At 57.9% G+C, this 19,803-nt stretch carries 13 protein-coding genes; 9 read left to right on the top strand and 4 right to left on the bottom strand.

The window, feature by feature from the left end; translation table 11 throughout:
* Positions 1–38: 38 nt before the first annotated feature.
* A complete protein-coding gene (sseB, locus tag IM294_RS17700) occupies positions 39–815 on the top strand; it encodes an enhanced serine sensitivity protein SseB (protein WP_126818738.1) in 777 nt (258 codons plus the stop codon).
* 17 nt (positions 816–832) lie between these two features.
* Here sseB and IM294_RS17695 read toward each other — a convergent pair whose 3' ends face one another.
* The 4 genes from IM294_RS17695 to IM294_RS17680 all read right to left on the bottom strand — a co-directional run bounded on the left by IM294_RS17695 (position 833) and on the right by IM294_RS17680 (position 5,463).
* Complete coding sequence (locus IM294_RS17695; protein ID WP_028014071.1) at positions 833–1,603, bottom strand: MurR/RpiR family transcriptional regulator; 771 nt, start codon at positions 1,601–1,603, stop codon at positions 833–835.
* Positions 1,603–2,448: a 3-mercaptopyruvate sulfurtransferase gene (gene sseA / locus IM294_RS17690; RefSeq protein WP_028014070.1), complete on the bottom strand. Its 846-nt coding sequence runs from the start codon at positions 2,446–2,448 to the stop codon at positions 1,603–1,605. The genes IM294_RS17695 and sseA overlap by 1 nt, the downstream gene beginning before the upstream one ends.
* A gap of 90 nt (positions 2,449–2,538) precedes the next feature.
* On the bottom strand, positions 2,539–3,906 hold the full coding sequence (locus IM294_RS17685) for a 6-phospho-alpha-glucosidase (RefSeq protein ID WP_041908712.1): 1,368 nt from the start codon (positions 3,904–3,906) through the stop codon (positions 2,539–2,541).
* A 12-nt stretch (positions 3,907–3,918) separates the two neighbouring features.
* Positions 3,919–5,463 carry a PTS transporter subunit EIIC gene (locus tag IM294_RS17680; protein ID WP_126818740.1) on the bottom strand — a complete coding sequence of 515 codons (1,545 nt, stop codon included), beginning with the start codon at positions 5,461–5,463 and terminating at the stop codon, positions 3,919–3,921.
* A gap of 287 nt (positions 5,464–5,750) precedes the next feature.
* Between IM294_RS17680 and IM294_RS17675 the strand changes: the two genes are divergently transcribed.
* The 8 genes from IM294_RS17675 to IM294_RS17640 all read left to right on the top strand — a co-directional run bounded on the left by IM294_RS17675 (position 5,751) and on the right by IM294_RS17640 (position 19,650).
* The gene (locus tag IM294_RS17675; protein WP_126818741.1) at positions 5,751–10,703 is read left to right on the top strand and encodes an alpha-2-macroglobulin; all 4,953 of its coding nucleotides are present in this window, start codon (positions 5,751–5,753) and stop codon (positions 10,701–10,703) included.
* 1 nt (position 10,704) lies between these two features.
* The gene (gene pbpC, locus IM294_RS17670) at positions 10,705–13,032 is read left to right on the top strand and encodes a peptidoglycan glycosyltransferase PbpC (protein ID WP_126818742.1); all 2,328 of its coding nucleotides are present in this window, start codon (positions 10,705–10,707) and stop codon (positions 13,030–13,032) included.
* A gap of 88 nt (positions 13,033–13,120) precedes the next feature.
* Positions 13,121–15,499, top strand: a complete 2,379-nt coding sequence (locus tag IM294_RS17665) for a DMSO/selenate family reductase complex A subunit (protein ID WP_305038453.1) — start codon at positions 13,121–13,123, stop codon at positions 15,497–15,499.
* Complete coding sequence (locus tag IM294_RS17660; RefSeq protein WP_003860631.1) at positions 15,496–16,125, top strand: DMSO/selenate family reductase complex B subunit; 630 nt, start codon at positions 15,496–15,498, stop codon at positions 16,123–16,125. Before IM294_RS17665 ends, IM294_RS17660 begins: the two co-directional genes overlap by 4 nt.
* Positions 16,118–16,906 carry a DmsC/YnfH family molybdoenzyme membrane anchor subunit gene (locus IM294_RS17655; protein ID WP_126818744.1) on the top strand — a complete coding sequence of 263 codons (789 nt, stop codon included), beginning with the start codon at positions 16,118–16,120 and terminating at the stop codon, positions 16,904–16,906. The genes IM294_RS17660 and IM294_RS17655 overlap by 8 nt, the downstream gene beginning before the upstream one ends.
* Positions 16,906–17,781 (top strand): 4Fe-4S binding protein, encoded by an 876-nt coding sequence (locus IM294_RS17650; protein ID WP_126818745.1) that lies wholly within the window; start codon positions 16,906–16,908, stop codon positions 17,779–17,781. Before IM294_RS17655 ends, IM294_RS17650 begins: the two co-directional genes overlap by 1 nt.
* A gap of 123 nt (positions 17,782–17,904) precedes the next feature.
* Positions 17,905–18,336 carry a nucleoside-diphosphate kinase gene (ndk, locus tag IM294_RS17645; protein ID WP_003860625.1) on the top strand — a complete coding sequence of 144 codons (432 nt, stop codon included), beginning with the start codon at positions 17,905–17,907 and terminating at the stop codon, positions 18,334–18,336.
* A gap of 147 nt (positions 18,337–18,483) precedes the next feature.
* Positions 18,484–19,650 carry a bifunctional tRNA (adenosine(37)-C2)-methyltransferase TrmG/ribosomal RNA large subunit methyltransferase RlmN gene (locus IM294_RS17640; RefSeq protein WP_028014062.1) on the top strand — a complete coding sequence of 389 codons (1,167 nt, stop codon included), beginning with the start codon at positions 18,484–18,486 and terminating at the stop codon, positions 19,648–19,650.
* Positions 19,651–19,803 lie beyond the last annotated feature (153 nt).

Below are 19,803 nucleotides of genomic sequence, written 5' to 3'. Positions count from 1 at the left end.
GCAAAGCGCCACCCGGCGTTTATTGAAGTAGCCAAACTATGCCAGATACCAAAAACGAATTAGAAACCCTGCTGGAACAGGCGGCGACCGAGCCCGCCCACCGTCCGGCATTTTTCCGCACGCTACTGGAATCCACCGTCTGGGTACCGGGCACCGCGGCGGAAGGTGAGCAGGTTGTCGAAGACAGCGCGCTGGATCTGCTGCACTGGGAGAAAGATGACGGCACGTCGGTTATCCCGTTCTTCACTTCATTGGAAGCGTTGCAGGAAGCGGTAGAAGATGAACAGGCGTTCGTGGTGATGCCGGTGCGCACGCTGTTCGAAATGACGCTGGGCCAGACGCTGTTCCTTAACGCTAAGCTGCCAACCGGGAAAGAGTTCACCCCGCGCGAGATCAGCCACCTGATTGGTGAAGAGGGTAACCCGCTTAGCACGCAGGAGGTGCTGGAAGGGGGCGAAACGCTGCTGCTGTCTGAGGTGGCCGAGCCGCCTGCGCAGATGATCGATTCGCTGACCACGCTGTTCAAAACTCTGAAACCGGTAAGACGCGCGTTCCTCTGCTCTATCAAAGAGAGCGCTGACGAAAAGCCTGTTCTGCTGATTGGGATTGAAGCCGATGGCGATTTCGACGAGATCGTTCAGGCGGCGGGCAGCGTGGCGACCGACACGCTACCGGGCGATGAGCCGATTGATATCTGTCAGGTGAAAAACGGTGAGAAGGGCATCAGCCATTTTATTACCGAGCACATCACGCCGTTCTATGAGCGTCGCTGGGGCGGCTTCCTGCGCGATCTCAAGACCAACCGCATCATCTGATTACGGCGGGGTGAATGTCACCCCGTTGCCTCCAGCAGCAGTAAATCCATCAGCAGCACCAGATTCGACTCAAACGACGTCACGCCCGCGGCTTCGGCAGCGAAGTGCACCGCTTCGTCATACAGCGCAAAGTGCACGTCCGCCATGCCCGCCAGCGTATTGGCCGAGGCGCGGGTAAAGGCGACGACCGTCATGCCGACGTTTTTGGCAATCCGCGCCTTATCCAGCACCTGTTCCGTTTCGCCGCTGCGGGAGACGGCAATAAATACCTGATAACGCGCAGCGTTGCTGAGAAAAATGTTTCGGCTGTCCCCCGGCCCGGAGATGAACGCCGTTTTGCCCAGCACCTGCAGCTTCTTGGTCAGGTATTCGGCAAAGAGATAGGAAAACCCGGCCCCGTAGAGAAAAAAGCTCTCTTTCTGCCGCAGCAGGTCGGCGAACTGCTGGCGCTTCTCCTGCGTGATCCACTGGAAGGTGTGCTGATAGTTAGCGATAAACTGATTAAACAGCGCCGGGAGCTCAGGAAGGGATTGCGCCTGAGCGGCAATATGCGGCGTGTCGGAGAGCAGCTGCTTGCAGTGCCAGATAAACTCGCTAAAGCCGCTAAACCCCAGCTTCTGACATAGCCGCATAATGGTGGCGGTAGAAACAAACGTCGCCTGCGCCAGTTCGCGCACCGTGATGTTGCCCACCAGCAGCGGATGCTCCGTCAGGTGGGCGAGGACGCGATACTCCGCGCGGGTCAGGGACGCCCCGCGCGTTAAAAGCGTGGCCAGGCGGTTATCCATTATTTCGCCGGTTCAACTGGCAGATCGTCACGCGCCCCCCATTCGCTCCAGGCGCCGTCGTAGAGCGTAACGTCGTTGACGCCGAGGGTGGCGAGCGCCAGGATCACCACGCAGGCCGTCACGCCGGAGCCGCAGCTGGCAATAATCGGGCGATGTAAATCCACGCCCGCGCGGTCAAAAATGGCACGCAGCTCGTCGGTAGTTTTCAGCTCGCCCTCAAACACCAGGTCGCCCCACGGCACGTTCAGCGCACCTGGAATATGGCCTCGTCTCAGCCCTGGACGTGGTTCATCCGCTTCAGCGTTAAAGCGTGGTGCAGGGCGCGCATCGACGATTTGCGCCGTCTTTTCATGGCTCGCGACCAGTACGTCGGTCAGGCGCTTCACCACGTTAGCGTCGAACGTCGCGTCGAACTCGCCTTCCGGCAGCGTCACGTCGCCCTGCTGGAGCGGCAGCTCGTCACGCTTCCAGCCCGCCAGACCGCCCGCCAGAATCGAGACTTTTTCCACGCCAAACTGTTTCAGCATCCACCATGCGCGCGGCGCGGAGAACAGATTGCCTTCATCGTAAACAACAAGATGTTTGTCTTTGCTGACGCCCAGCTCGCGCATCGCCACGGAAAACGCTTCCGGGCGCGGCAGCATGTGCGGCAGGGGAGAGGTATGATCGGAGAGGGCTTCGATATCAAAAAATACCGCGCCAGGCAGATGCCCTGCGCGGTATTCACCGGGAACGTCACGATGTTCCTGGCCCGGCGGGGCCATACGCGCGTCAATAATCTGGACTTCCGGATCGTCGCCGTGCTCAATCAGCCAGTCGGCGGCGACAAAATATGAGGTGGACATGGGTTGCCTCCATTCTTTTCCGTAAAAAAGGATTGTCGGTGTTTTTTCTGACACCGACAAGCAAACCACGTTCAACTCGCGAGCAAGCCCCTATTTTTTCACCGTTTCGCCGTCCTGCCAGGCTTTTTGCAGCGCAGGCCAGTAGTCGCGGTTGGCTTCTATCATTTCATCCAGAATCGCTTTTGCGTGCTCCATGGTGGGCACGGTGCGGTTGAGGGTGAACGCCTGAAGCGCTTTCTCATAGCTGCCTTCGATGGTCGCCTCTACCAGCAGCTGTTCAGACGCCAGCTGCTGTTGCAGCAGGGTCTGGTGGAACAGCGGTACCAGCCCCACGCGCACAGGCTCCGGCCCTTCGGAGGTGATGTAGGCGGGTACTTCCACCACCGCATCGTATGGCAGATTAGTAATCGCCCCGCGGTTCTCCACCATTACCAGATGGCGTTGGCGCAGGTTAAAGGCCAGCGAGCAGGCAACATCGACGATAAACTCGCCGTGAACGCCCACGTGGAAGGCATCCGGTAAAATCCCGGTGCGCTTGTACTCTTCAGCAGCAGCAAAAAGTTTTTTCTCACGCCCGTTCATCACTTCGTTGGCGCGGGTATAGTCCGGGTTCTGATGCTCCACAATCTGGTTCGGCATCAGGTAGTACTGCAGGTACGGGTTCGGCAGGTACTCCGGGAAGTTATCCATAATCGGCTTGATGTTGCGCCAGGTTTTAACCCACGAAGGATCCGAGTGCTGCGGATCGGTTTTGGCCGCATCTTCCGTCAGCAGGCCAAACTTCGCGATATGTTTACGCAGCTCCGGTAATTTGTCCTCGCCGTCCACCAGCACGCGGGTAAACCAGCCGAAGTGGTTCAGGCCAAAGTAGTCCACCTCCAGTTTGCGACGATCGACACCCAGAATGGCCCCCATATTACGCATCGCCGCGACCGGCATATCGCAGATGTTCAGCACGCGAGCATTTGGTCGCAGGCGTCGCACGCCCTCCGCGACGATCGCCGCCGGGTTGGAGTAGTTCACGATCCAGGCTTTCTCATGCGCGTAGCGATCCACCAGATCGATAAGCTCGACCATCGGCAGGATCGTGCGCAGTCCGTAGGCCAGCCCGCCGGGGCCGCAGGTCTCCTGGCCGACCACGCCGTGACGCAGCGGGATCTTCTCATCCTGCTCGCGCATTTTGTACTGGCCGACGCGCATCTGGGCGAAAACGAAATGCGCGCCGCTGAAGGCCACTTCCGGGTCACTGGTGACGGTAAATTTGATGCTCTGGCTGTGGTCGCGAATCACTTTCTCAACCACCGGCGCAATGGTGTTCTGACGCGCCTCGTCGATGTCATAGAGGCGGATTTCGGCCAGCGGAAAATCCTGCAGGCGCACCATCAGGCTTTTCACAATACCCGGCGTGTAAGTGCTGCCGCCGCCGGCAATCGACAGAATGAATGGGGGTGTAAACATCTTTAGCTCCTTTCAGAGAAACGTCTCAACGGCTTCTCGCATTTTTTTGACGTGCAGCCCGTAGACCACCTGAACGTTGTTACCTTGTTTGATAACCCCTTTCGCGCCGGTCGCCTTCAGGCGCGGCTCGTCGATGATGGCAACATCCTTCACCGTGACGCGTAAGCGGGTGTAGCAGTTATCCACAACCTCAATATTTTCCCGGCCGCCCAGGCCCACCACGATGGACTCGCCCAGCCCGTCGTTATTGCCTTTCGCCTGGTACTCCTGCTTGCTGTAGAGGCGTGTCTTTTGATCTTCATCCTCACGGCCCGGCGTTTTCATGTTGAAACGCAGGATCAGGAAGCGGAACACCACGAAGTTAAGGGCAAACATGATAAGCCCAACCACGATGTACATCGGCCAGTTGGATTTCTCGGTGCCGAGCGGCAGGTTGTAGAGAATGAAATCGATAATCCCGTTGGCGCCGATGGCATGAACGCCCAGCAGCGAGAACAGCATCATGCCAATACCGGTCAGGACCGCATGCACCACGAACAGTAGCGGGGCGACGAACAGGAAGGAGAATTCAATCGGTTCGGTTACGCCGACCAGCAGCGAGGTTAGCGCCGCCGGGATCAGAATGGCTTTCGCAACGGCTTTACGCTCCGGCTTCGCGGTCATGTACATCGCCAGCGCCGCGGCGGGCAGGCCGAACATCTTGCTGATGCCGCGTGCGTCCCACACTACCGTGCTGCTGAGCTGCTTCACGTTTGGGCAGGCCATCTCGGCGAAGTAGATATTGCGCGCCCCCTGGTAAGCCGTGCCGCACACCTCCTGCGTGCCCCCCAGTTCGGTATACAGAAACGGCGTATAAACCAGATGGTGCAGGCCGGTCGGCACCAGAATGCGCTCAAGGAAACCGTAGATCGCCACCCCGAACGGGCCGGAGCCTTTAATTGCCAGCGCCAGCGTGCTAATCCCATGCTGCGCGTACGGCCAGAGTTCGCTCATTACCACGCCGAGCAGCATAGAGACGGGCAACATGACAATCGCCACAAAACAGTGGCCGGAGTAAATCGCCATCGCGCCGTTAAACTGTACGCCGGAGTATTTGTTGTACAGATAACCGGAGAGTGCCCCGGTCAGGATCCCGGCGAAAACGCCCATCTCCAGCACCTGAACGCCCAGCACCATGCTTTGCCCAGCGGCTTTCATCTGCTCAGCAGGGGCCAGCTCGCCCTGCAGCTGCAGCGTCACGTTCATGGCGTTGATAAACACCACGAAAGTCACCAGACCAATCAGCGCCGCGTAGCCTTTATCGCGCGTCGCCAGACCAATCGGGATCCCGACGGCAAACACCAGCGCCAGGTTGACCAGCACCGACACGGCAGATTTGGCGATCAGCTGGCCGATACTCTGGATAAGCGGATGGCCAAGGAACGGCAGGTATTCGGCCAGGTTACCGTTGCCCAGCACATTGCCAAAGGCGATAAACAGACCGACAATCGGTAAGATAAGTACCGGTCCGTATAATGATTTTCCGAAATTTTGTAGGGCGTTCACGGCTCGTTTCATGGCTTTCTCTCTTTTTGAACCGCGCACTCGGGGTGCGTCATGGTCATAAAACTAGCAGGCTCTGAGCGAATATATCCAGCTATCTTCTTGTTTTAAAAACAAATGACGTAAAAGGTAACATGTGACGTTATGCGCTGTGATCGCGGTTCCATCCCGGTGTAGCGGCGTGATGCCATTCTGCGAGGCGCTTTCCAGATTCTTAAATTGGACTTTTTGTATTAACGAAACTTGCGGATAATACTTATCCGGACGACGACCAACAGGCCCCCTCAGGCCAGGGACACAGGATGAAACCGTTTCGCTTAGCCGCGATCTCTCTCGCGCTGCTCACCACCTTTACGCTTGTCGGCTGTGATAACAGCGACGATAAACCTCAGGCTGCGGCTCCCGCAGCATCCACCGCATCAACACCGAAAGCCGCGGAAAAGCCCGATGCTGAAAAGCTGGCTAAAATGGCCGCCCAGAGTCAGGGAAAAGCGCTGACTCTGCTTGATGCGTCTGAAGTGCAACTGGACGGCGCCGCTACGCTGGTGCTGACCTTCTCTGTCCCGCTGGATCCGGAACAGGATTTCGCGAAGACGGTTCACGTCGTGGATAAGAAAAGCGGCAAAGTTGACGGGGCGTGGGAACTTGCGCCTAACCTGAAAGAGCTGCGCCTGCGCCATCTGGAGCCAAACCGTAATCTGGTTATCACCGTGGATCGTGGCCTGGTGGCGCTGAACAAAGCGACCTTTGGCATTGATTATGAAAAAGCCCTGACCACGCGAGATATAGAGCCGTCGGTCGGTTTCGCCAGCCGCGGCTCGCTGCTGCCGGGCAAAGTGGTGGAAGGGCTGCCGGTGATGGCGCTTAACGTCAACAATGTGGACGTCAATTTCTACCGCGTGAAGCCGGAATCGCTGGCCTCGTTTGTCAGCCAGTGGGAGTACCGCAACTCGCTGACCAACTGGGAATCTGACAATCTGTTGAAGATGGCGGAACTGGTCTATACCGGTCGTTTTGACCTCAACCCGGCGCGCAACACGCGTGAAAAACTGCTCCTGCCGCTTAAAGATATCAAGCCGCTTCAGCAGTCCGGCGTTTATATCGCCGTCATGAACCAGGCAGGGCACTACAACTACAGCAATGCCGCAACGCTCTTTACCCTGAGCGATATCGGTTTGTCTGCTCACCGCTATCATAACCGGCTGGACATTTTCACCCAGAGCCTGGAAAACGGTGCGTCGCAGTCCGGCGTCACCGTCACGCTGCTGAATGACAAAGGTCAGACGCTCGCCGAAGCCAGCAGCGACGCCGACGGCCATGCGAAGCTTGAAACAGACAAAGAAGCCGCGCTGATCCTCGCCAGCAAAGACGGCCAGACTACGCTGCTCGATCTCAAGCTCCCAGCGCTCGACCTGGCAGAGTTCGACATCGCCGGTAGCCCCGGCTTCAGCAAGCAATTCTTTATGTTTGGCCCACGCGATCTCTATCGTCCGGGTGAAACGGTGATCCTTAACGGCCTGCTGCGCGACAGCGACGGAAAACCGCTTCCCGATCAGCCCGTGAAGCTTGACGTGCTGCGCCCGGACGGGCAGGTGGCACGCACGATCGTTGTTCAGCCTGAGAACGGCCTCTACCGCTTCAATTACGCGCTGGATAGCGGTGCCCAGACAGGCATGTGGCATATTCGCGCGAATATCGGTGATAACCAGCAGCGCCTGTGGGATTTCCACGTCGAAGATTTTATGCCCGAGCGTATGGCGCTCAATCTGACGGGACAAAAAGCACCGGTTTCCCCACAGGATGAGGTGGACTTCAACATCGTGGGCTATTACCTGTATGGCGCTCCGGCCAACGGCAATTCTCTTCAGGGCCAGCTTTTCCTGCGTCCGCTGCGTGAGGCCGTTGCTGCGTTGCCCGGCTTCCAGTTTGGTGATATTGCGGAAGAAAATCTGAGCCGCAGTCTGGATGAAGTGCAGCTTACGCTGGATGAGCAGGGGCACGGGCAGGTCACCATCGAAAGCCAGTGGAAAGAGGTACACTCGCCTCTGCAGCTGATCCTGCAGGCGAGCCTGCTGGAATCAGGCGGTCGTCCGGTGACGCGCCGCGCGGAGCAGGCTATCTGGCCGGCGGCGCAACTGCCGGGTATCCGTCCGCAGTTCGCCAGTAAGGCGGTCTACGACTACCGTACCGATACCACCGTCAACCAACCGATCGTCGACGAGAACGGCAACGCCAGCTTTGACATCGTCTATGCCGATGCCAGCGGCGCGAAAAAAGCGGTATCCGGCTTACAGGTACGCCTGATCCGTGAACGCCGTGACTATTTCTGGAACTGGTCCGAGAGCGAAGGCTGGCAGTCTCAGTTTGATCAAAAAGAGCTGATTGAGGGCGAGCAGGAGCTTAGCCTTAAGGCCGATGAAACCGGCAAAGTCACCTTCCCGGTGGAGTGGGGCTCATACCGTCTGGAAGTGAAAGCGCCTGATGATGTGGTCAGCAGCGTGCGCTTCTGGGCAGGTTACAGCTGGCAGGATAACAGCGACGGCACGGGTGCGGCGCGCCCTGACCGCGTGACCCTGAAACTGGATAAACCGGCCTATCAGCCAGGCGATACCATCCAGCTGCACATTGCAGCGCCAGCCGCAGGCAAGGGCTATGCCATGATCGAGTCCAGCGAAGGGCCGCTGTGGTGGAAAGAGATCGACGTACCGGCAAACGGGCTCGATCTTTCCATTCCGGTGGATAAAGCCTGGAAACGTCACGATCTCTATCTCAGTACGCTGGTGGTGCGTCCTGGCGATAAATCCAAATCCGCCACGCCGAAGCGCGCGGTTGGTCTGCTGCATCTGCCGATGGGCGACGAAAATCGCCGCCTGAACATAGCGCTGGATAACCCGCAGAAAATGCGTCCAAACCAGACGCTCTCTGTGAAAGTGAAAGCCAGCGTAAAAGAGGGGGCGGTTCCGCAGAAAGTGAACGTGCTGGTGTCGGCGGTGGACAGCGGCGTGCTGAACATTACCGATTACGTTACGCCAGATCCATGGCAGGCCTTCTTCGGCCAGAAGCGTTACGGCGCCGATATCTATGATATCTACGGCCAGGTCATTGAAGGGCAGGGCCGCATGGCCGCGCTGCGCTTCGGTGGTGACGGCGATGAACTCAAGCGCGGCGGTAAACCGCCGGTGAACCACGTCACCATTATTGCCCAACAGGCTCAGCCGGTTACGCTGGATGCCAACGGAGAAGGCACCGTTACGCTGCCGATTGGTGATTTCAACGGCGAACTGCGTCTGATGGCGCAGGCGTGGACGGAAGATGATTTCGGCAGCAGCGAAAGCAAGGTTGTGGTGGCCGCGCCGGTTATTACCGAGCTTAATACTCCGCGCTTCCTGGCAAGTGGAGATACCTCACGGCTGACGCTGGATCTCACTAACCTGACCGACAAACCGCAATCGCTGAACGTCGCCCTGAGCGCGACAGGAAAAGTGTCGCTGGAAGGTGCACAGCCGCTGCCGGTTCAGTTGCCGCCGGGCGCGCGCAGTACCCTGTTTATTCCGGTGCGTGCGCTGGAGGGTTATGGCGACGGTGAGGTGACGGCGCAGGTTACCGGCCTGGAGCTTCCGGGCGAAACCTTTGCCCCGCAGCAGAAGAACTGGAAAATTGGCGTACGTCCGGCATTCCCGGCGCAGACGGTCAATACCGGTGCCATGCTGAACCCCGGCGAGTCCTGGACCGCACCGGCGCAGCACAGCAACGGTTTCTCTCCTGCCACCCTGCAGGGGCAACTACTGCTGAGCGGCAAACCACCGCTCAACCTGGCGCGCTATATTCGTGAACTGCAGGCGTATCCGTATGGCTGCCTGGAGCAGACCACCAGCGGCCTGTTCCCGTCACTCTATACCAACGCCGCGCAGCTTACCGCGCTTGGTATAAAAGGAGATACCGATGACCAGCGCCGTGCTGCCATTGATATTGGAATCTCCCGTCTGCTGCAGATGCAGCGTGATGATGGCGGTTTTGCCTTGTGGGATAAAAATGGCCCTGAAGAGTACTGGCTGACCGCCTATGTGACTGACTTCCTGGTGCGCGCGGGCGAGCAGGGTTATAGCGTACCTGCCGATGCGGTGAACAACGCCAACAACCGTCTGCTGCGCTACCTGCAGGATCCGGGCATGATGTCTATCCGCTACAGCGACGACGCCAAGGCCAGCAAATTTGCCGTGCAGGCGTATGCCTCGCTGGTGCTGGCGCGTCAGCAAAAAGCCCCGCTGGGCGCGCTGCGTGAAATCTGGGATCGCCACGGGCAGGCGGCTTCCGGGCTGCCGCTGATGCAGCTGGGCATGGCGCTCAAACTGATGGGCGATGCGCCGCGCAGCCAGCAGGCGCTGGATCTGGCGCTCAAAACGCCGCGTAACGACAGAAAAACATGGATGGCCGATTACGGCAGCCCGCTTCGCGATAACGCGCTGATGCTCTCCCTTCTGGAGGAGTATAAATTGCTGCCGGATGCGCAAAATACGCTGCTGAATGCTCTTTCTGAACAGGCATTCAGCCAGCGCTGGCTATCCACCCAGGAGAGCAATGCGCTGTTCCTGGCCGGACGTTCGCTGCAAACCCTGTCAGGTGCATGGCAGGCGAAAACCACGTTGTCTGATACCGCATCAGGCGGCGATAGGGCGCAGGTACAAAACGTAAGCGGCGACCAGCTTGGTGCGCTTCAGGTAACCAATACCGGCACGGCACCGCTGTGGGTACGTCTGGACAGCACCGGCTATCCGGAATATGCGCCTCAGCCGAGTTCCAACGTGCTGCAGGTTGAACGTCATATCCTGGCAACCGATGGCAGCAGCAAATCGCTCTCTTCGCTGAAGAGCGGTGAGCTGGTGCTGGTCTGGCTTGAAGTGAAAGCCAGCCAGAACGTTCCGGATGCGCTGGTTGTGGATCTCCTCCCTGCTGGTCTGGAGCTGGAAAACCAGAACCTGGCGAGCAGCAGCGCAAGCCTGCAGGACAGCGGCAGCGAAGTGCAGAACCTGCTCAGCCAGATGCAGCAGGCGGACATTCAGCACATGGAGTTCCGCGACGACCGTTTTGTGGCCGCCGTGCCGGTAAACAGAGGTCAGCCGGTTACGCTGGTTTATCTGGCCCGTGCCGTAACGCCGGGCACCTACCAGGTACCGGTTCCGATGGTGGAGTCTATGTACTTTCCGCAGTGGCGGGCAACGGGTGCGGCCAGCGGCCCGCTGATTGTTGTTCCGTAATATGTTGATAGCGCGTCTGACACGCTCCCGCTGGCTTTGGCTGGCGGGAGCGCTTCTCGTTTTAGGGGGGCTGATTGTCGCCGCCGACCGCCTGTGGCCGCTGCCTCTGAAAGAGGTTAACCCCGCACGAGTTGTGGTGGACGAGAAGGGCGCGCCGCTCTGGCGTTTTGCCGACAGCGAAGGCATCTGGCGCTACCCGGTGACCATTGAAGAGGTTTCTCCCCGTTATCTCGAGGCTCTGATCCAGTACGAAGATCGCTGGTTCTGGGAGCATCCGGGCGTAAACCCGCTCTCTGTCCTGCGCGCCGCCTGGCAGGATCTCAGTTCCGGAAGAGTGGTTTCGGGAGGAAGCACGCTTACCATGCAGGTGGCACGCCTGCTGGATCCGCATCCGCGCACCTTTGGCGGCAAAATTCGCCAGCTCTGGCGGGCGATGCAGCTGGAATGGCACCTCTCTAAGCGTGACATTCTTACGCTCTATCTCAATCGTGCTCCGTTTGGCGGCACGCTGCAGGGCGTGGGGGCAGCAAGCTGGACCTACCTTGGGAAACCCCCGTCGCAGCTGAGCTACTCCGACGCGGCGTTGCTGGCGGTACTGCCGCAGGCACCCAGCCGTCTGCGCCCGGATCGCTGGCCCGAGCGGGCCGAAGCGGCACGCAACAAAGTGCTCGATCGCATGATGATTCAGGGCGTCTGGTCAGCAAAGCAGGTGAAGGAGTCCCGTGAAGAGCCGGTATGGCTGGCTCCCCGGCAGATGCCGCAGCTGGCGCCGCTCTTTGCACGCATGATGCTCGGCAAAAGCCGCGACACAAAGATTGTCACTACGCTGGATGCCGGACTGCAACGGCAGCTGGAAGAGCTGGCGATGAACTGGAAATCCCGCCTGCCGGCACGCAGTTCGCTGGCGATGATCGTGGTCGATCATACCGACATGAAGGTGCGCGGCTGGGTCGGCTCGGTGGATATCAACGATGACACGCGTTTCAGCCATGTGGATATGGTTAACGCGATCCGATCCCCGGGATCGGTATTGAAACCGTTTATCTACGGTATGGCGCTGGATGATGGCCTGATCCATCCCGCCTCGCTGCTTCAGGACGTGCCCAGAAAAACCGGTGATTATCGCCCGGGAAATTTTGACAGCGGGTTCCACGGGCCGGTCAGCATGAGTGAAGCGCTGGTGCGCTCGCTCAACCTGCCAGCCGTCCAGGTGCTGGAAGCCTACGGTCCCAAACGGTTTGCCGGGATGCTGAGTAACGCAGGCCTGCCGCTGATCCTGCCTGCCGGAGCGCAGCCGAATCTGTCGCTGATCCTGGGTGGCGCAGGCGCGAGGCTGGCAGATATCGCCGCCGCGTACAGCGCCTTTGCAAGGCATGGCAAGGCGGGCCGGCTGCGCTTACAGCCGGGCGACCCGCTAACTGAACGCCCGCTGTTATCGCCAGGTTCGGCGTGGATTATTCGCCGTATTCTGGCGAATGAAGCGCAGCCGCTGCCGGACAGTGCGCTGCCGCAAATTGCGCCGCTGGCGTGGAAAACGGGCACCAGCTATGGCTACCGCGATGCCTGGGCCATCGGTCTCAATGCCCGGTATGTAATAGGTATCTGGACAGGGCGACCTGACGGCACGCCGGTAGCGGGGCAGTTTGGTTTTGCCAGCGCGGTTCCGCTATTAAACCAGGTGAATAACCTGCTTCAGTCACGCTCGACAATAGACGAGGCCCGCCTGCCGCGCGATCCGCGCCCGGAAAGCGTTGGGCGGGGCGTGATCTGCTGGCCGGGCGGCCAGTCGCTGCCGGAAGGCAGTGAAAACTGTCGGCGTCGTCTTTCGACCTGGCTGCTCGAAGGGAGTGAACCACCCACGCTGCTGCTGCCGGAACAGGAAGGCATTCGCGGCATTCGTTTCCCGGTCTGGCTGGATAAAACGGGCAAGCGTGTGGCGGCAGATTGCCCTGATGCCACAGAAAAAGTTCTCGACGTCTGGCCGCTGCCGCTGGAGCCGTGGCTGCCCGCAGCGGAAAAAAGGGCTGCGCGTCTTCCTGCGAGATCGACGCTCTGCCCGCCGCTGGATAATAACAATGCAGCACCGCTTATGATTTCGGGTATCAGAGAGGGGGCTGTTATTAAGCGACTCCCTGGTGAAGGGAACGTGACGCTATCTGTTATTACGACTGGAGGAGAAGGTGGGCGCTGGTGGTTTTTAAATGGAGAACCGTTAGAAGGCCGCAATAATATTCATTCATTAAAATTATATTTGCCTGGCGAATATCAATTACTTGTAATGGATGACTCAGGACAAACGGCGACGGTGAATTTTGAATTAGACCGTTAAGTGTTACCCCCGAAGAGTTAGTTTGATAATTATCAATATTCGTTCCTGAAAAAAAACGAGAATGCGTTTTTATTTTAAGGAACGAGCAATGAAGAAAAATAAAAATCAGGGAGAGGGGCTTATTCCCGCGCTATCCCGGCGTCATTTTATTCAGGCAGGGTCGGCGCTCGCCGCCCTTCCTTTTGTAGCGACAACAGGTAAAGCACAGGCACAGAGTGCAGCGGCAACACACGCGACGCCTGAAGAAAAAGTGGTGCAAACCTGCAGCACGTTTGACTGCGGTGGGAAGTGTGATATTCGTGCTCACGTTAGTGAGGGCGTTGTTACCCGAATTTCAACGCGTCCGGATAATGAACTGGATCCTCAAATGCCGGTTATGCGCGCCTGCGTTCGTGGCCGCGCTTATCGGAAATTTGTTTATCATCCCGATCGGCTTAAATATCCAATGAAACGCGTGGGTAAACGTGGCGAAGGAAAATTCGAGCGTATTACCTGGGATGAAGCCACCACGCTTATTGCGAATCAATTAAAAACGATTACACAAAAATACGGCGCTGCCTCACGCTATGTGCATGTGGGCACTGCGGTATCCGGCGGAACGTTTTCCGGCGATAAAATGGTTCGTCGTCTGCTCAACTTAACCGGCGGCTATCTTGAAAGCTATCACTCGGTCAGTATGGGCAACACGGCGGCAGCCACGCCGTATACCTACGGCACCGCCGCCAGCGGCAGCTCTCTGGACACGCTGCTGGATACCAAACTGGTCATCCTCTGGGGACATAACCCGACGGAGACGATCTTTGGTCACAGCAACTACTTCTATCAGAAGATGAAGCAAAACGGCACGCGCTTTATCGTTGTCGATCCGCGCTATTCCGATACGGTTTCCTCCTTGGCTGACCAGTGGATCCCGCTGCTTCCCACAACAGACAACGCCCTGATGGACGCCATGATGTACACGATCGTCACGGAGAACCTGCACGATCGCGACTTCATTCAGCGCTATACCCTGGGCTTTGACGAAGCATCCATGCCGGAAGGCGTTCCGGCCAATGAATCCCTGATGGCTTATCTGAGCGGCGCAAAAGATGGCGTGGCGAAAACGCCTGAGTGGGCAGAGAAAATCACCCACGTGCCTGCGCAGACCATTCGTCAGCTGGCGCGCGACTACGCAACCACCAAACCCGCCGCGCTGATCCAGGGCTGGGGGCCGCAGCGCCATAACTGCGGCGAGCGCACCGCGCGCGGCTCGACGTTACTGGCAACGCTGACGGGTAACGTTGGGGTGAAGGGCGGCTGGGCGGCAGGCTATGGCGGCTGCGCTAATCGTAAATTTGCTGCCGGGCCGGAGATGCCGGATAACCCGGTAAAAGCCAAAATATCGGTGATGAACTGGGTGCAGGCCGCCGATGATGCTTCTAAGGTAACGGCGGAAGACGGCCTGAAGGATGCAGAGAAGCTGGACAGTAATATCCGCATCCTGTTTTCGCTGGCGGGAAATTATCTGGCTAACCAGAACCCGGATCTGCATCAGGCGACGCGTGTGCTGGAAGACGAGTCGAAAATCGAGTTTATCGTCGCAAGCGATCTGTTTATGACGCCGAGCGCCCGATACGCCGATCTTCTCCTGCCGGAAACCAGCTTTATGGAACGCTGGAATATCGGCGAAACCTGGGGCACGGCAAGCTATCTGATCCTGTCGGAAAAGCTGATTGAACCTGAATTCGAACGCCGTTCAGACTACGACTGGCTGCGGGAAGTTGCTGCTAAGCTTGGCGTCGAACCTGCATTCAGCGAGGGCCGTGACGAAAAAGCGTGGATTGAGCACATCTGGGAGCAGACGCGGCTCTCCATGCCAGATGAAAACCTGCCGGACTTCGCGACGCTACAAAAGACGCGCCAGCATCTTTTCAAAAGCGCGCCGTTCGTCGCTTTTGAAGACAATATTCGCGATCCGCAAAATCATCCGTTCCCGACGCCGTCCGGGAAAATTGAGATCTTCTCGAAGCGTCTGTACGACATGCACCATCCGGAGATTCCGGCGCTGTCGCACTACGTGCCCGCCCACGAAGGGCCGGAAGACGAACTGGCGAAAACCTTCCCGCTGCAGCTGATCACCTGGAAAGGCAAAAACCGTGCTAACTCAACCCAGTACGCCAACCCGTGGCTGATTGAGGCGCAGCAGCAAAAGCTGTGGATCAACCCGCAGGACGCGCAAAAGCGCGGCATTTCCCAGGGGGATACCGTGCGCATTCATAACGCGCGCGGCATTTGTGAAATTCCGGCTGAAGTCACGCCGCGCATCATTCCGGGCGTTGTTGCCATGCAGGCAGGCGCCTGGTGGCAGCCGGACGAACAGGGCGTCGATAAAGGCGGCTGCGCGAACGTGCTCAGCTCTGCCCGTATTACCGCGCTTGCGAAAGGGAATTCCCATCAAACCATGCTGGTGGAGGTAGCTAAAGCATGAGTCAGTTTAAACACTACGCGCCGGTGAGCGATAAACAGCTGGGTTTCTATATTGACTCTTCCCGCTGCTCGGGCTGCAAGGCATGCCAGGTGGCGTGCAAAGACAAAAACAACCTTGAGGTCGGACGTCGTTTCCGTCGCGTATACGAAGTCAACGGCGGGAATTTCATCCCAACCGGGCAGGGCGGCGTTAGCAACAACGTTTTTGCCTACACGCTCTCTATTTCCTGTAACCACTGTGCGGACCCGATCTGCACCAAAAACTGCCCGACCACCGCAATGCACAAGCGTCCGGGCGACGGCATCGTGCGCGTCGATACGGACAAGTGCGTTGGCTGCGGCTACTGCGCGTGGTCTTGCCCTTACGGCGCGCCACAGCTCAACGAGCAGACCGGGCAGATGTCCAAATGCGATTTTTGCGTGGATCTGCAGGCGAAGGGCGAGCAGCCCGTCTGCGTGGCAACCTGTCCGCTTGAGGCGATCAAATTTGGGCCTATTGATGAACTTCGGGCGAAATATGGTGCGGTATGCGATGTGAAGGGCTTGCCTGATTCCTCGATTACAAAACCGAACCTGGTTATCAAAGCGCATCAGGGCGCAGAGAAAGAGGGGAAACGTCATGCATGAGTTACCGCTGCTGATTTTTACGCTGTTCCTGCAGGGATCGGTTGGCGTGACGCTCTGGCTGGCGTTCGGGGGAGCGCATACTACACCGCGTAGCGCGCTGCTGCCTGCCGCTGGGGCGTTTGTGCTGGCGAGCCTGGGGCTGCTCGCCTCAGCGCTGCATATGGGCTATCCGCTCAACGCCCTGAACGCGCTACGCCACGTCTCCAGTTCGTGGCTGAGCCGCGAGATTATCTTCGCCAGCCTTTACCTGGCGGCGCTTGGCCTCGCCGTGCTGCTGATGTTTTCCAATAAGCCAGGCTGGAAGCTGCTTTTGGCCGTGGCGGGTCTTGTCGGGCTGGTGGACGTGTTCTGCATGGCACAAATCTACATGCACGCGTCCGTAGTGACCTGGAAGCACATTAACACGCTGGTACTGTTTATCGGCTCGGTGGGTATCATCGGTTCAGCCTGCATGGCAATTGGGATGCGTTCCCAGACCACCTTGCGTGCGGCGGTTGTCATTATCACGCTGGTGGTGCTTGTGCGTCTGGTGATGCAGCCCGTCTGGCTGGCAGACATCACTGCCATGGACAATACCGTGGTGACGTTCCCTCACACTCCGCTACGGATGCTCGAACAGCTGCGCGCGGTACATCTGCTGAGCTGGTGCGTGTCCGTTGCAGGTATGCTCTGCTTTGCTGCGGGCGGCCTGAAAGCGGCGCGCGGCACGCTGCTGCTGGGCAGCGCCTTGCTGATTGTGGGTGAGCTGATGCTGCGCTTCGTTTTCTTCAGTATTGGCTGATGGGCAGATTGACGTTTGCCCCGGCGATGGACGTGACGCATGCGTGCGTCCGTCGCCGTTTTCGCCACGCTTCCTGCTGCGCCTGCGCGGACGTTTGTCCAGCGCAGGCTTTTTCTTTTACGGAAACCGGCGTCTCGGTTGATGAAAATCGCTGTATTGAATGCGGTGACTGCCTGTTCGTCTGCCCCTCCGGGGCCATTACCGGCATCGCGCCGCGAAAGCGATTTCTGCGTGGAGATACCCTTGTTGGGCCTTTTACTGAACGCGCACCTGGGGTGAATGAGCTGCTGCTGTGGCACGCGCAACGCCAGGTTCGTTTTATCAGTATCGACGCAGAGCAATACCCTGACTGGCTGCTGGCGCTTGCCCGGCTTAATCTTGCGCTTCGTCGCCGTGGTGAAGCGGAGTGGGGGTTTAAGCTCATACCGATCGGCGAGGTGAATATCGCTCGTCGTGCGCTCATGCACGTTCCCCGCGAGGATGTAAAAGCCTGTCGCGTTTCCCCGGGGCCGCGGGAGCTGCGCAGGGCATTCTCGACGTTTAGCGAGTCAGATATCGCACTCGATATTAATAAGTGCGTGCTGTGCGGTGCGTGCTGGCGAAGCTGCCCGGAAAACGCGATTCGGTTTGAGAACGCCGCGCTGGTGGTGGAGACCGGGTGCTGTACCGGCTGCGGTGGCTGTGAGGCAGTATGTCAGCACGAGGCCATAAAGGTCGCAGAAACAGATGGACCGGCAAAAAACGTGGCCTCTCCCGCATATAAAGCAGTTTGCCTGACGTGCCAGCGCCAGTTCTGGTCATTTACGCCTGATGAAAAGCAGTGCCCGCTCTGTTTACGCCATCAACACGGTATGCGAAATCCGGCCTGTTGCTAATCTTCGTCTCATTTTAAAAAAATGTTATGCAGAACCATAGGCAATGGCGCTATTGCTCTTTATAATCCGCGCCACACCATACTCAGGTATGCAAAACAACAGAACATTTTACAGAGGTTATCAATGGCTATTGAACGTACTTTTTCCATCATCAAACCAAACGCGGTGGCAAAAAACGTTATTGGCAGCATCTTCGCTCGCTTTGAATCAGCAGGGTTTAAGATCGTTGGCACCAAAATGCTGCACCTGACCGTTGAGCAGGCTCGCGGTTTCTACGCTGAGCACGAAGGTCGTCCATTCTTTGACGGCCTGGTGGAGTTCATGACCTCCGGTCCAATCGTGGTCTCCGTGCTGGAAGGCGAAAACGCGGTACAGCGTCACCGCGATCTGCTGGGTGCAACCAACCCGGACAACGCGCTGGCAGGTACCCTGCGCGCTGACTACGCGGACAGCTTCACCGAGAACGGCACTCACGGTTCCGACTCCGTTGAGTCTGCCGCGCGCGAAATCGCGTTCTTCTTCGCTGAAGGCGAAGTGTGCCCGCGCACTCGCTAATAATTTCGTAAATGCCGCGTGCAAACGTGGCATCCCTGCGCCAGACTTTGTACAATGCAACGCCCCGGACGAGCAGACTGCTTACCGGGGCGTTTCTTTTCAACCCACCAAGGGCCACAACGTGTAACAACGAGGCCGGAAAAAATTATGTCTGAACTAGTGAATACCTCCGAAGTCGCCATTCCTGCGGTTCCCAATAAAAATGGAAAAATTAACCTGCTGGACCTGAACCGTCAGCAGATGCGCGAGTTCTTTAAAGATATGGGTGAGAAGCCGTTTCGTGCCGATCAGGTAATGAAATGGATGTACCACTACTGCAGCGACAACTTTGATGAGATGACCGACATCAACAAAGTGCTGCGCAACAAGCTCAAAGAAGTGGCTGAAATCCGCGCGCCGGAAGTGGTGGAAGAGCAGCGCTCGGCAGACGGCACCATCAAATGGGCGATTGCCGTAGGCGATCAGCGCGTTGAAACCGTCTACATCCCGGAAGACGATCGTGCCACGCTGTGCGTCTCTTCTCAGGTGGGCTGTGCGCTGGAGTGCAAATTCTGCTCTACGGCTCAGCAAGGATTTAACCGTAACCTTCGCGTGTCTGAAATCATCGGTCAGGTCTGGCGCGCCGCGAAAATCGTGGGTGCAGCAAAAGTGACCGGCACGCGTCCAATCACTAACGTGGTAATGATGGGGATGGGCGAACCGCTGCTGAACCTGACCAACGTGGTGCCGGCGATGGAAATCATGCTGGATGACTTCGGTTTTGGCCTGTCCAAGCGCCGCGTGACGCTGTCTACCTCAGGCGTGGTGCCTGCGCTGGATAAGCTCGGCGACATGATTGACGTTGCGCTGGCTATCTCCCTGCACGCGCCAAACGATGAAATTCGTGACGAAATTGTACCGATTAACAAAAAGTACAATATCGAAACCTTCCTCGCTGCCGTGCGTCGCTACCTGGAGAAATCCAACGCAAACCAGGGCCGCGTCACCATCGAGTACGTGATGCTGGACCACGTCAACGACGGTACTGAGCACGCGCATCAGCTGGCTGAACTGCTGAAGGATACGCCATGCAAAATCAACCTGATCCCATGGAACCCGTTCCCGGGCGCGCCGTATGGCCGTAGCTCGAACAGCCGTATCGACCGTTTCTCCAAGGTGCTGATGGAGTATGGTTTCACCACCATCGTGCGTAAAACCCGCGGTGATGATATTGATGCTGCATGCGGACAGTTGGCCGGTGACGTCATTGACCGTACCAAACGTACCCTGCGTAAACGCATGCAGGGCGAGACCATTGCGGTTAAAGCTGTTTGATTATTATGCATCACGGCGCATTATCTACGCTGTGATGCATAATCTGACTGAATAATCAGTCAGATTCGTGACGTTTGATTAATAATTACGGTGCGTTTCATATGAGTTTCGGGCAGTATGTAACGACGTAACAACAGTTTAGCCACGCGGGCA

The sequence above is a fragment of the Enterobacter cloacae complex sp. P43RS genome, assembly GCF_014930585.1.
Lineage (GTDB): Bacteria > Pseudomonadota > Gammaproteobacteria > Enterobacterales > Enterobacteriaceae > Enterobacter > Enterobacter bugandensis.
This window is presented reverse-complemented; position numbering and strand designations above follow the sequence as displayed.